Annotated in this window: 9 protein-coding genes; 4 read left to right on the forward strand and 5 right to left on the reverse strand. The window is 68.4% G+C overall.

Going from position 1 to position 12,119, the window contains the following annotated elements; translation table 11 throughout:
- The first annotated feature begins 42 nt into the window (after positions 1-42).
- Both AC1C2T_RS02620 and AC1C2T_RS02625 read left to right on the forward strand, forming a co-directional pair.
- Positions 43-1,107: an ABC transporter permease gene (locus AC1C2T_RS02620; RefSeq protein WP_495361982.1), complete on the forward strand. Its 1,065-nt coding sequence runs from the start codon at positions 43-45 to the stop codon at positions 1,105-1,107.
- A 127-nt stretch (positions 1,108-1,234) separates the two neighbouring features.
- A complete protein-coding gene (locus AC1C2T_RS02625; protein ID WP_495384145.1) occupies positions 1,235-2,308 on the forward strand; it encodes a threonine aldolase family protein in 1,074 nt (357 codons plus the stop codon).
- Positions 2,309-2,390: 82 nt separating this feature from the next.
- Here AC1C2T_RS02625 and AC1C2T_RS02630 read toward each other — a convergent pair whose 3' ends face one another.
- From AC1C2T_RS02630 to AC1C2T_RS02640, 3 genes are all read right to left on the reverse strand, one after another.
- Complete coding sequence (locus AC1C2T_RS02630; RefSeq protein WP_495384146.1) at positions 2,391-4,148, reverse strand: S8 family serine peptidase; 1,758 nt, start codon at positions 4,146-4,148, stop codon at positions 2,391-2,393.
- Positions 4,149-4,335: 187 nt separating this feature from the next.
- Positions 4,336-5,385, reverse strand: a complete 1,050-nt coding sequence (locus AC1C2T_RS02635) for a zinc-dependent alcohol dehydrogenase family protein (protein ID WP_495384147.1) — start codon at positions 5,383-5,385, stop codon at positions 4,336-4,338.
- 141 nt (positions 5,386-5,526) lie between these two features.
- Complete coding sequence (locus AC1C2T_RS02640) at positions 5,527-7,185, reverse strand: carboxylesterase/lipase family protein (RefSeq protein WP_495384148.1); 1,659 nt, start codon at positions 7,183-7,185, stop codon at positions 5,527-5,529.
- A 9-nt stretch (positions 7,186-7,194) separates the two neighbouring features.
- Here AC1C2T_RS02640 and AC1C2T_RS02645 point away from each other — a divergent pair, with 9 nt between their 5' ends.
- A complete protein-coding gene (locus AC1C2T_RS02645; protein ID WP_495384149.1) occupies positions 7,195-8,487 on the forward strand; it encodes an MFS transporter in 1,293 nt (430 codons plus the stop codon).
- A 63-nt stretch (positions 8,488-8,550) separates the two neighbouring features.
- Here AC1C2T_RS02645 and AC1C2T_RS02650 read toward each other — a convergent pair whose 3' ends face one another.
- Complete coding sequence (locus AC1C2T_RS02650; RefSeq protein ID WP_495384150.1) at positions 8,551-10,731, reverse strand: ATP-dependent Clp protease ATP-binding subunit; 2,181 nt, start codon at positions 10,729-10,731, stop codon at positions 8,551-8,553.
- Between the two features lie 239 nt (positions 10,732-10,970).
- Between AC1C2T_RS02650 and AC1C2T_RS02655 the strand changes: the two genes are divergently transcribed.
- Complete coding sequence (locus AC1C2T_RS02655) at positions 10,971-11,672, forward strand: YceI family protein (RefSeq protein ID WP_495384151.1); 702 nt, start codon at positions 10,971-10,973, stop codon at positions 11,670-11,672.
- Between the two features lie 11 nt (positions 11,673-11,683).
- Here AC1C2T_RS02655 and AC1C2T_RS02660 read toward each other — a convergent pair whose 3' ends face one another.
- The gene (locus AC1C2T_RS02660; RefSeq protein ID WP_495384152.1) at positions 11,684-12,067 is read right to left on the reverse strand and encodes a cupin domain-containing protein; all 384 of its coding nucleotides are present in this window, start codon (positions 12,065-12,067) and stop codon (positions 11,684-11,686) included.
- Positions 12,068-12,119: the final 52 nt, after the last annotated feature.

Genomic DNA, 12,119 nt, shown 5'->3' on the forward strand with positions numbered 1-12,119 from the left:
ACTCGACCAACGGGGGGCGACGAACGCCGCACCCCGAGCTTCATCGACAGCGTCAACCTCGTCGCGGGGCGGGAGGTCACGATGCGCCTGCGCAGCAAGGCATTCCTCATCTCCACGGGCATACTCATGCTCGGCGTGCTCGCCTCGGTCGTGCTCGGCAGCATCTTCGGCGGGCAGTCGGAGTCGCCGAGGGTCGCCGTGATCGCGGGAGCGACCGACGTCGTCGCGGGCAACGAGTCGCTCGAGGCGGTGCCGGCGGCCGATCAGAATGCGGCGGAGCAGATGCTGCGCGACGGCGACGTCGAGGCGATCGTCGCCCCCGCGGCATCCGAACCGCTCGGCGTCGTCGTGATCGGCCTCGACTCGGCGCCGAACTCGGTCCTCTCGGCGCTCTCGGTGAATCCGACGGTCGAACTGCTCGACCCACCGGCGGTCGATCCCGGCCTCGCCTACCTCGTCGCGTTCGGGTTCGGCATCGTGTTCTTCATGTCGGCGATCACGTTCGGTTCGACGATCGCGCAATCGGTCGTCGAGGAGAAGCAGACCCGCGTCGTCGAGATCCTGCTCTCCGCCGTGTCGGCGCGCGCGCTGCTCACGGGCAAGGTGATCGGCAACAGCGTGCTCGCGTTCTCGCAGATCCTCGCGATCGCGGTGCTCGCGATCCTCGGGCTGATGCTCAGCGGCCAGCAGGTGCTGCTCGGCGTGCTCGGGGCATCCGTCATCTGGTTCGTGGTGTTCTTCGCGATCGGATTCGTGATGCTCGCCGCGCTCTTCGCCGCGAGCGCCGCCCTGGTGTCGCGCGCCGAAGACATCGGCTCGGTCACGACGCCGGTGACGATGCTCGTGATGATCCCCTACTTCCTCGTGATCTTCTTCAACGACAACCCGGTCGTGCTCACGATCATGAGCTACGTGCCGTTCTCGGCGCCCGTCGGGATGCCGATGCGGATCTTCCTCGGACAGGCCGAGTGGTGGGAGCCGATCGTCTCGCTCGTGCTGCTCGTCGCGACCACGGCGCTCGCGGTCGTGATCGGCGAGCGCATCTACCGCAGCTCACTGCTGAAGACGGGTGCGCGGGTGCCGTTCGCCGAGGCGCTGCGCGGCTGAGCCCGCTCCCCTCGCGCACACCGGGCCTTCCGCTGTCGTCGAGAGTGCAGTTGATGCCGGATTCCCTTGCGAATAGCGACATCAACTGCACTCTCGGCGCAGGTGAGAGGGGTGAGAGGATGGTTCGGTGACTGAACAGCTCCACGACACCTCCCTCCGCGGCTTCGCCTCCGACAACTACTCGGGCGTGCACCCCGCGGTGCTCGCGGCCATCGCCGCCGCCAACGACGGCCACCAGGTCGCCTACGGCGAAGACGTCTACACCGAGCGCCTGCAGCAGGTGTTCGCGCGGCACTTCGGCGAGGGCATCGAGGCGTTCCCCGTCTTCAACGGCACCGGCGCGAACGTCACAGGCTTGCAGTCGATGCTCCCCCGCTGGGGTGCCGTGATCTCGGCAAGTACCGCGCACATCAACTCCGACGAGGGCGGCGCGCCTGAGCGCGTGGGCGGCATCAAGCTGCTCACCGTGCCCGCGCCAGACGGCAAGCTCACCCCCGAGCTCATCGACCGCGAGGCGTGGGGTTGGGGCGACGAGCACCGCGCGCAGCCGCTCGTCGTCTCGATCACGCAGACCACCGAGCTCGGCACGGCGTACACGGCCGACGAGGTGCGCATCATCGCCGACCACGCGCACGAGCGCGGCATGAAGCTGCACATGGACGGCGCACGCCTCTCGAACGCGGCCGCCACCCTCGGCCTTCCGCTCCGAGCATTCACGCGCGACGCCGGGGTCGACGTGCTGAGCTTCGGCGGTACCAAGAACGGTGCGCTCGGCGCCGAGGCCATCGTGGTGCTGAACACCGAGGCATCCGAGGGCCTGAAGTACCTGCGCAAACTCAACATGCAGCTCGCGTCGAAGATGCGTTTCGTCTCGGCGCAACTCATCGCGTTGCTCGAGGGCGACCTCTGGCTCGAGAACGCGAGCCACTCAAACGCGATGGCCCGCCGCCTCCGCGACGCGCTCGACGCGGGCATCGCGGCAGGCGAGCTGCCCGGCCTCGGCTTCACGCAGCAGACCCAGTCGAACGGCGTCTTCGCGACGCTGCCCACGGGCGTCGCCGACCGGCTCCGCGAGCGGTTCCGCTTCTACGACTGGGATGCCGCGCGCGGCGAGGTGCGCTGGATGTGCGGCTTCGACACCAGCGAGGCAGACATCGACGCGTTCGTCGCGGGCATCCGCGAGGAGCTCACCCGCCCCTGACGGGAGCACACGAAGGGCGGATGCCGCGTCGCCGCGACATCCGCCCCGTTCAGTTCAACCGCTCAGCGACCAGTGCGACCGCTCAGCGGCCGATGGCCGCGATCGCGTTCACGATGCCCTTGCCGTAGAACCCGTTCGGTGAACCGTCGCCCTCGCAGGTGTGCGTCGCCGTGAGGGTGGCGCCCGCCGGCGTGTGCCGTGTGTAGGTGAACTCCGCGGGCACCGGGCAGGCAGTGTCGACCGCGCTCTGCGCGAGCCTCCATTCGACGACCGCCGGTGCGAGCCACTTGCCGTGGAGCCCCTTGCGGAGGTCGGGCAGGCCGTACTTGCTGACGATCAGCGCTGCGACACCCGCTGCGTGCGGCGATGCCATCGACGTGCCCTGCAAGTACTGGTAGTACGCGCACGTCGCGCCGGCCCTATCGCAACTCTTCACGACGTAGTCGACGGTCGGCTCGCCGTTCTCGTCGATCTCGCCGTTCGCCTCGGCCAGCGACTTCGGGTACGCGGCGAGCGCGCCCTTCGTGACGTCGCGCGTGTTGTCGGCCGTGTCGTACACGTCTCCGCCCGGCGCGGCCACGTCGATGTAGCCGTTGCCGTAGTCGGAGTAGTACGCCTTGCGCTCGGAGATGCCGGTGCTCGACACCGAGACCACGCCATCGCCTTCTGACGGCATCGAGGTGCACGTCGCCGGGTCGAGCAGGTCGCGGGTGTACGCGACCTCTCCCGGCACATCGGCGAAGTCGGGGCTCGACGCGTCGCTCATCGCCTTCGTGTAGTCGGTCGCCCCGTTGCCTGCCGCGGAGACGAGCGTCACGCCCTTGGCGCGTGCGTAGTCGAGCGCACGCTGCATGGCCGTGATCACGGTCTGCTGCTCCTGCTGGTCTTCGGGCGAGTCGGCCGGGTGGCTCGTGCAGTTGAACAGCCACGGGTCGACGTAGTAGCTCATGTTGATCACGTCGATGCCGTTCTTGCCGGCATAGGTGAGCGCGTCGACGGATGACTGCAGGAAGAAGTACCCCGAGTCCTGACCGGCGCGCAGGTTCACGAGCGTCACGTTCGGTGCGACACCCGCGATGCCGACGCCGTTGATCGGCGAGCCGATCGTGGAGGCGACGTGCGTACCGTGCCCGTTCTCGTCGACATCGGCCGGGTCTTCACACGACTGGTCGGCTTCGTCTTCACACGGGCCGTCGACCTCGACGCCGTTCGCGTCGAACGGCACGTCGACCGTGAAGTTGCGGCTGAGCTTCGCGTTGAAGTTCGGCGCGATGTCGGGGTGCGATCCGTCGACGCCGGTGTCGAGGATGCCGACGAGCACCTTCTTCGATCCCTTCTCCCACTTGTAGGAGCCGTCCATCGTCGCGCCGATCTGCTGCATGTCCCACTGCAGGTCGGCGAGCGGTTCTCCTGGCCGGCCGGTGCCGTGCCGGTCGGCGGCCGGCGCCGACGGCGCGGCGGCTTCGGTGCGCCCTTCGGTTTCGACGGCATCGGCCTTGCGCGATTTCGTATCGGAGGCGTGCCCGTCGGACACGCCGGCGATGACGCGATTCTTCGCGGTGCCCTCGATGACCCCCTGCTCGGCGGCTGCTTCGGCGAAGCCGGCCTCGCTGGTGACGACGGTTGCGACGCCGACGTCGGTGTTCTCACCGACGATGGTGCCGCCCGCTGCTTCAACTGCGACTCGTGCCTGCTCGCTCGAGGTTCCCTCGGCGAAGAGCACGACGAACTCCTGTTCGCTCGTCGCCTCCGATGTGGCTGCCCCTGCCGGCGCGGCCGCAAGTGCAGTGACGGCGAGTGCGAGTACGGCGCCCGCTGCGATCGATCTGATCCGTGGCATGAATACCCTCCTTCTGTGGCGGATTTGTCCGCCATGCTGGCACACGGAGGGCGCACCCCGGAAGAGGGTCGTGCGGAATCGCAGATGCTGCGGCATCGGCTGCGGCAGGCGTTGTGAGGCGAGCCTGCGGCAGGCGTTGTGGCAGGCGCTGTGGGCTGAGCCTGCGGCATCCGCTCGCCGGTTCAGCTCACGGGCGCAGCATCACCTTGATCGCGCGCCGTTCGTCCATCGCGGCATACGCCTCGGCGGCTTCGGCGAGCGGCAGCTCGAGGTCGAAGACCCGGCCGGGTTCGATCGCGCCCGAGCGCACGTCGGGCAGCAGTTCCTCGATGTAGCCGCGCACGGGCGCGACGCCGCCGTTCACGCCGACGTTGCGGTCGAAGAGCGGTCGTACCGGCAGCTCAGGGCCGCCGTTCGGCACCCCGACGTAGCCGACCATGCCGCCGGGTCGGGTCGAACGGATGGCTTGGTCCATCGACTCTTTGGTGCCGACGCACTCGAGCACGCGATCGGCGCCGATGCCACCCGTAAGCTCCTTCACCCGTGCGACGCCCTCGACGCCGCGCTCGGCGACCACATGCGTCGCACCGAATTCACGGGCGAGCTCCTGGCGGTCGGGATGCCGCGACATCGCGATGATCGTCGTGGCGCCGAGCCGCTTCGCGGCGATGATCGCGCAGAGCCCGACAGCTCCGTCGCCGACGACGGCGACCGAGTCGCCGGGAGCGACCCCTGCCGACACCGCCGCGTGATGCCCCGTGCCCATGACGTCGGAGAGCGCGAGCAGGCCGGGCACCTCGGAATCGGCGACCGGCCCAGGCACGACGACGAGCGTGCCGTCGGCGAGCGGCACCCGCACCCGCTCGCCCTGCCCGCCGTCGGCGAACGCGCCATGACGGTCGTCGCCGCCCCACCATCCGCCGTTCAGGCATGAGGTCGAGACGCCGTTGCGGCAGTTGACGCACGTGTTGTCGCACACGTAGAAGGGGGCGATCACGAAGTCGCCGACGGCGACCACCGCGACATCCGGCCCCACTGCTTCGACCACGCCGATGAACTCGTGGCCGATGCGATGCGGCTCGCGCGTCGGCGTGATGCCGCGGTACGGCCAGAGGTCCGAACCGCACACGCACGCAGCAACGACCTTGACGATCGCGTCGCCGCCCGTGGAGAGCACGGGGTCGGGCACGGTTTCCACACGGATGTCGCGGGCGGCGTGGATGACGGTGGCGAGCATGGTTCGAGCCTACGCTCAGGCGCCGGCGCACGGCTCGGTAGGACAGTGAGCACTTGGTAGGACGCCGACGCCCCTCTGTGTCCTACAGAGGGGCGGACGTCCTACATTGCCTGGATGGTCACACGTGCCTTGCCTCGGCGCTCACACGTGCGGCACGAACTCCTGCCATGCGAGTCGCTTCTCGCGCCGCGGATCGAGCTCGACGCGATCCTCTCGGTCGACGATGAGGGTGCGACGGTCGAGCTCGTCGTAGCCGGGCCACGAGGGGCCGGGGGTGCCGGATGCCGCGAAGTCGACCCACTCCGCCTGCATCCGTCGCCCGACGGCCCGGAACATCCGGCGCCCGCCGAGCAGTGTGAGGCCGACGCCGACCGGAGTGTCGAACTTCTCGAACAGGGCGAAGAGTTCGAGACCGTGCGTCGCGTCAAGACCGAGCAGCCGGGGCATCCGTGGCGCCGCATCGAAGCGGTAGGCGAACACCGGGGCGTACCGGGAGTGGCGTTCGGCGACCTTCACGCTCGGGAACCAGAAGGTGAAGTCGCCGGCGAAGTCGGCCGCGGGGCGACGCTCGGGCAGGCCGGGGTACTGGCGCTTGATCGCCTTGCGTGCCTTCTTCTTCGTGTTCGCGAAGATCGCGCGGATGCGCGGCTTCGTCGTCGGCAGGATGTCGATGCGGCCCTCGAACAGCGAACCTTCGCGGTCGTTCGTGCCGATGATGAGGGGTACCCGGTGGGCGAGCCCGTCGCGGAACGCATCGAGCGGACGATGCGGGAGGAACTCGCCGTCGATGACCGGGGCGAGGCTGATCGTGCCCGGGTTCTCGTCTGGGGTGCGGATCGTGAGCGCCGTCGTCGCCTCGGCGAGCAGCATGGGATCCGCGGCGACGAGCATCGCCGCGGCATCCTCGACCGACTCGCTCTCGAGGTCGTCATCATCGACCAGCCGGCTGAGCAACTGCACGTACTCACCGGCCCAGCGCTGGGCGACCTCGGGCAGGTACACGGCGGCCGCTGGCGAGCTCTGCGCGATCGCCCGCTGGAAGAGGCCCTCGGCGGCCGGCACGGTGAGCAGCGTCGTCACGGAATTGGCGCCGGCGGACTCGCCGAAGAGGGTCACGCGGTCGGGGTCGCCGCCGAAGGCACGGATGTTCCGGCGCACCCAGTCGAGAGCGGCGACCTGGTCTCGAAGCCCGAGGTTCGCCTCGATCGGGCGCTCGGGGCGCGAGTAGGCGCGGAAGTCGAGCCAGCCGAGCGCACCGAGACGGTAGTTGAGGCTCACGTAGACGACGCCGTGCCGCCGCACGAGGCGCTCGCCCTGCGGCGGGTACTCCCCCGACGAACCCACGCTGTACGCGCCGCCATGGATGAAGACCATGACCGGGCGACCGGCGTCGCCCGACGAACCCGGCCGGCCCGATCGCGCCGATCGGACCGCCGGCTCGGCCTCGCCGGGCGCGATCACGTTGAGGCTCAGGCAGTCCTCGCTGCGCTGCAGGCGCGACGCAGCACCGATGAACTGTCCCTTGCGCTTCTGCGGGGCGACCGGTCCGTAGTGTGTCGCATCGCGCACACCCTCCCACCCCGCGGCCGGTCGCGGCGCCCGGAACCGGTGCTCGCCCGCTGTCGAGGCCGCATACGGGATGCCTCGCCAGACGCGGGTTCCGTGACGGCGCACGCCGGAGACCGCACCGCGGTCGGTCTCGACCACGAGTTCACGTGACGTCCTCTCGCGCAACAGCATGGCCGAAGCGTAGAGCCGCAAGGTGAACCCCGGGTGTGCGATGTCGGCGGAGTCCGCCAAGATATTCAGGTGATCGGCATCAAGAGCTTCTGGAACGCCCTCCCCACCGAAGGGCGATGGCTGCTCTCGACGGTCGCGATCCAGACGCTCGGCCGCGGGCTGACGCTGCCGTTCACGATCATCTACCTGCACGAGGTGCGTGGCTTCGACCTCGGGCTCTCCGGCGGGCTGATGAGCCTGATCGCGATCGTCGGGCTGATCGTGACGGGCCCCGGCGGCACCCTCATCGACCGGTTCGGCGCCCGCAAGGTGCTGCTCGTCGGGCTGGCGGCGATGATCGCCGGCTGCACCCTGCTCGCGTACGCGACCCACCCGGCGGTCGCCGCCGTCGCCCTCGTGCTGATCGGCGTCAACTTCGGCATTTCGTGGCCCGGCTTCAACGCCCTGATCGCCGCGGTGGTCGACGGCGAGCTGCGCCAGCAGTACTTCGGCGTCAACTTCGCCCTCGTCAACCTCGGCATCGGCGTCGGCGGCGTGATCGGCGGCTTCTTCATCGACGTCGACACCCCCGAGACGTTCACCGTGATCTTCCTCGTCAACGCGATCAGCTGCCTCGTGCCGGCGGCCCTGTTGCTCGGGCCGCTCCGGCATGTGCGTACCCACGCCGAGCCCAGCGAAGACGCCGCGGCGGTCGGTGGGTATCGCGAAATCCTCAAGCAGCCTGCGGTGCTGTGGTTGACGCTGCTCACCTTCATCGCCATGTTCATCGGCTACGGCCAGCTGGAGGCCGGGTTCCCCGCGTACGCGCGTCAGGTGGCAGAGGTCTCGACGCGCATGGTCGGCTTCGCCTTCGCGGTCAACACGGTCGTCATCGTGCTCCTGCAGTTCACCGTGCTCAGGTACATCACCGGCAAGCGGCGCACCCGGGTCATGTGGGTGATGGCGGCGGTGTGGGCGTTCTCGTGGCTGATCCTCGGCGCCGCGGGGCTGCTGCCCGACTCGCTCGCGGCAGCGATCGGCGTCTTGGCCTTCATGGGCGTGTTCGCGTTCGGCGAGACGCTGCTGCAACCGACCGTGCCCGCCATCTACAACGACCTCGCCTCAAACCACAATCGCGGCCGCTACAACGCGATCAACTCGGCGGCGTTCCAGGGCGGCGCGATCGCCGGGCCGATCGCAGCTGGGCTGCTGCTCGGCCAGGGGCTCGACGCGGTGTACATCGCCGTCATGGTCGTCAGCTGCATCGGCATCGGCGTGGTCGCCATTGCGCTCGAACGACGCATCCCGGCGAACGCGAACGGCGTGCGCGAGCCCGAGCCCGAGCCCGCATCCGAGCCCGCATCCGAGCCCGGCGGCGACTAACGGCCGCGCAGCCGCCACGCGGCATCCGCTCAGTGAAGCGAACGGATGCCGCGGAGTGACGGCCTATTCGACGGGCGGGTCGGCCCGCGCGACCGTGAGCGAGTCGCCGTCGTCGGCGAGCGCGACCACGACGGCGTCGCCGTCACGCACCTCGCCGGCGAGCAGGGCTCGAGCGAGCTGGTCGTCGATCTCGTGCTGCATCAGCCTGCGCAGCGGGCGGGCACCGTACAGCGGATCGTAGCCACGCTCCGCGAGCCAGGCGCGAGCGTCGGGAGTGACTCTGAGCTCGAGCCGCCGTTCGTTCAGCCGAGCCGAAAGCCGGTCGACGTAGAGGTTCACGATCTCGGCGAGCTCGTGCTCGCTGAGGGCCGAGAACACGACGATGTCGTCGAGCCGGTTCACGAACTCGGGCTTGAACGCCTGCCGCACGGTCTGCAGTACGGCCTGCTCCTTCTCGTCCCAACTGAGACCCGGGTCGATCAGGTATTGCGAGCCGAGGTTCGACGTGAGGATCAGGATGGTGTTCCTGAAGTCGACCGTGCGACCTTGACCGTCGGTGAGTCGTCCGTCGTCGAGCACCTGCAGCAGCACGTCGAAGATCTCGGGGTGCGCCTTCTCGACCTCGTCGAAGAGGATCACCGAGTAGGGCCGACGGCGTACTGCCTCGGTGAGCTGGCCGCCCTGGTCGTAGCCGACGTAGCCCGGAGGGGCGCCGACGAGCCGGGAGACCGAGAACTTCTCGCCGTACTCCGACATGTCGATGCGCACCATGGCGTGCTCGTCGTCGAAGAGGAAGTCGGCGAGCGACTTCGCGAGCTCGGTCTTGCCGACGCCGGTCGGGCCGAGGAAGAGGAACGAGCCCGTCGGCCGGTTGGGGTCGCTAATGCCGGCGCGCGAACGGCGCACCGAGTCGGCGACCGCCGCGACCGCGCGCTTCTGGCCGATGAGGCGTTTGCCGAGCTCCTGCTCGAGGTGCAACAACTTCTCGGTCTCGCCCTGCAGCAGACGGCCGACGGGGATGCCGGTCCACGCCGCGATGACCTGCGCGATGTCTTCTTCCGTGACCTGCTCGTTGACCATCCGTGGTTCACCGGTTGCTGAGCCGGTCGAAGCATCGACCTGTTCCGCCTCAGCGAGATCGCGTTGCAGCTGGGCGATCGTCTCGTACTCGAGCTTGGAGGCCTTCGCGTAATCGGCCTCGCGCATGGCGCGATCGCGCTGCGTGACCGCGTCGTCGAGTTGCTTCTTCAGATCGCCGACGCGATTCAGCGACATCCGTTCGCGTGCCCAGCGTGCTTCGAGGCCGGCAAGCTCGCGCTCCTGTTCGACGAGCGTCTCGCGGAGTTTCGCGAGCCGCTCCTTCGAGGCATCGTCCTTCTCCTTCTTCAGCGCGAGCTCTTCGAGCCTCAAGCGGTCGACCTGGCGCTTCAGCTGGTCGATCTCGACGGGGCTCGAGTCGATCTCCATCTTGAGGCGGGACATGGCCTCGTCGACGAGGTCGATCGCCTTGTCGGGCAGCTGCCGGGCAGAGATGTAGCGGTTCGACAAGGATGCCGCGGCGACGAGTGCTGCGTCGGAGATCGTGACCCCGTGGTGCGCCTCGTAACGCCCCTTGAGGCCGCGGAGGATCGCGACGGTGTCTTCCACCGTCGGTTCGCCGACGTACACCTGCTGGAAGCGGCGTTCGAGCGCGGCATCCTTCTCGATGTATTCGCGGTACTCGTCGAGGGTGGTCGCGCCGATGAGGCGCAGCTCGCCGCGCGCGAGCATGGGCTTCAGCATGTTCGAGGCCGCGACGGATCCCTCACCGCCGCCCGCGCCCATGAGCAGGTGCAGTTCGTCGACGAAGGTGATGATCTCGCCTTCGGCGTCGTTGACCTCCTTGAGCACGGACTTCAGCCGTTCCTCGAACTGGCCTCGGTACATCGCTCCCGCGACGAGCGCCGAGATGTCGAGCGAGATGAGCTGCTTGCCCTTCAGCGACTCGGCGACGTCGCCCGCGACGATGCGCTGGGCGAGTCCTTCGACGACGGCGGTCTTGCCGACGCCCGGTTCACCGATGAGCACGGGGTTGTTCTTCGTGCGCCGGGTGAGCACCTGGCTGACGCGGCGGATCTCGGCGTCACGGCCGATGACCGGGTCGAGCTTGCCCGCCTCCGCGATCTCGGTGAGATTGACACCGTACTGTTCGAGCGCCGACTTCTGCTCTTCTTCCGTGCTCGGCGCGCCTTGCATGTTGGCCACAGGAACTCCCTTCTTCAAAGTTGAGCCAAGCAGACTCAACTTTGGTGAGAGGGTTGGTATTCCGGCATCCGCGCCGAATCTCCCCCGCCTTCAAGGTAGACGGATGCCGCGTGGCGCGCCAGAGCGGGAGGTGGACGCCATTCTGCGTCATCCGCCGTCATCTCGAAACGATCGCAGCGGATTCAATGCTTTCTCATACGTTCATCGGCAAAGCTCGAAGTCCGACCCTGGGGAGCAGCATGCAGAAGCGCACGAAGATCATCACCATCTCCATCGTCGCCGGAGCACTCGTGCTCGGCGCCACCGCCGCCATCGCCGGCCCGATCGTGTACCGCGACGTCATCGTCGGCGAGGCCGAGACGGCGCCCTCGGTGACGGCAGCCCCGACGGCGACGGCCGAGGCGGGTGCCGAGGCATCCGATCTCACCGGCGACTGGGCCGTGACCGACGGCTCGTTCGCCGGCTACCGACTCGACGAGGTGCTGAACGGCACGGATGTCACGGTCACCGGGCGCACCTCCGACGTGTCCGGCAGCTTCGCGGTCGACGGATTGAGCCTCACCGCCGCGTTGCTCGAGGTGGATGTCGCGTCGATCGCGACCGACTCGGGCAATCGTGACGAGTACTTCCGTTCGAATGCCCTGCGCGTCGACGAGTTCCCGACAGCGACCTTCGTGCTCACCGAACCGATCACGGTCGACACGGCACCAACCGTGGGCGAAGTGCAGACCGTGCAGGCGACGGGCGACCTCATGCTCGCCGGCGTGACCCGCAGCGTCACCGTCGACCTCGATGCCGTCTTGAACGGAACGGACGGCCAGGTTGCAGGCAGCATCCCGATCACGTTCGCGGACTTCGGCGTCGAGGCGCCCAACCTCGGCTTCGTCTCCGTCGAGCCCGACGGGTTCGTGGAGTTCTCGCTCGCGCTCGCGCGGGGCTGAGGCTCAGGGATTCATCGCACCCATGGCGGGGAGACCGGATCCGCATCGCTCCCCGGAATCGAGGCAAGGGCGCTCGGGCTTCCACAGACCAGGAACTCGCAGTCGCCTGAAGCGATGACGGTGCGCACGACATCGGCGGGCACGATGACGGTGTCGCCGGCTTCGACAACGAACCGGTCAGCTTCGGAGTGAAAGGTGGCCTCACCTGTCAGCAAGGTCCAGATCTGCTCAGAGTCGATGATGTGCCGGGGGCCGGCTTGACCCGCCGGCATTCTGACTCGCCACAAACTGGTCTGGATGCTTCCACCGACGGTCGGGGAAGCGAGGGTCTCCATCGCGGAGGCCGCGGTTCCGGATGACCGAGTGGCGGTCGAGGCGACGCGAGTGATCGACATGGACATCTCCTTGTGTTAGACAACGTTGCTGTCTAGATAGTAAGCGTCGTTG

This window comes from Agromyces sp. Y558, assembly GCF_059445415.1.

Excerpts from the sequence above, each read along its gene's own strand:
- AC1C2T_RS02655 (WP_495384151.1), top strand. The coding sequence starts at position 10,971 with ATGCAGAAGCGCACGAAGATCATCACCATCTCCATCGTCGCCGGAGCA.
- AC1C2T_RS02630 (WP_495384146.1), bottom strand. The coding sequence starts at position 4,148 with ATGCCACGGATCAGATCGATCGCAGCGGGCGCCGTACTCGCACTCGCC.
- AC1C2T_RS02660 (WP_495384152.1), bottom strand. The coding sequence starts at position 12,067 with ATGTCGATCACTCGCGTCGCCTCGACCGCCACTCGGTCATCCGGAACC.
- AC1C2T_RS02635 (WP_495384147.1), bottom strand. The coding sequence starts at position 5,385 with ATGCTCGCCACCGTCATCCACGCCGCCCGCGACATCCGTGTGGAAACC.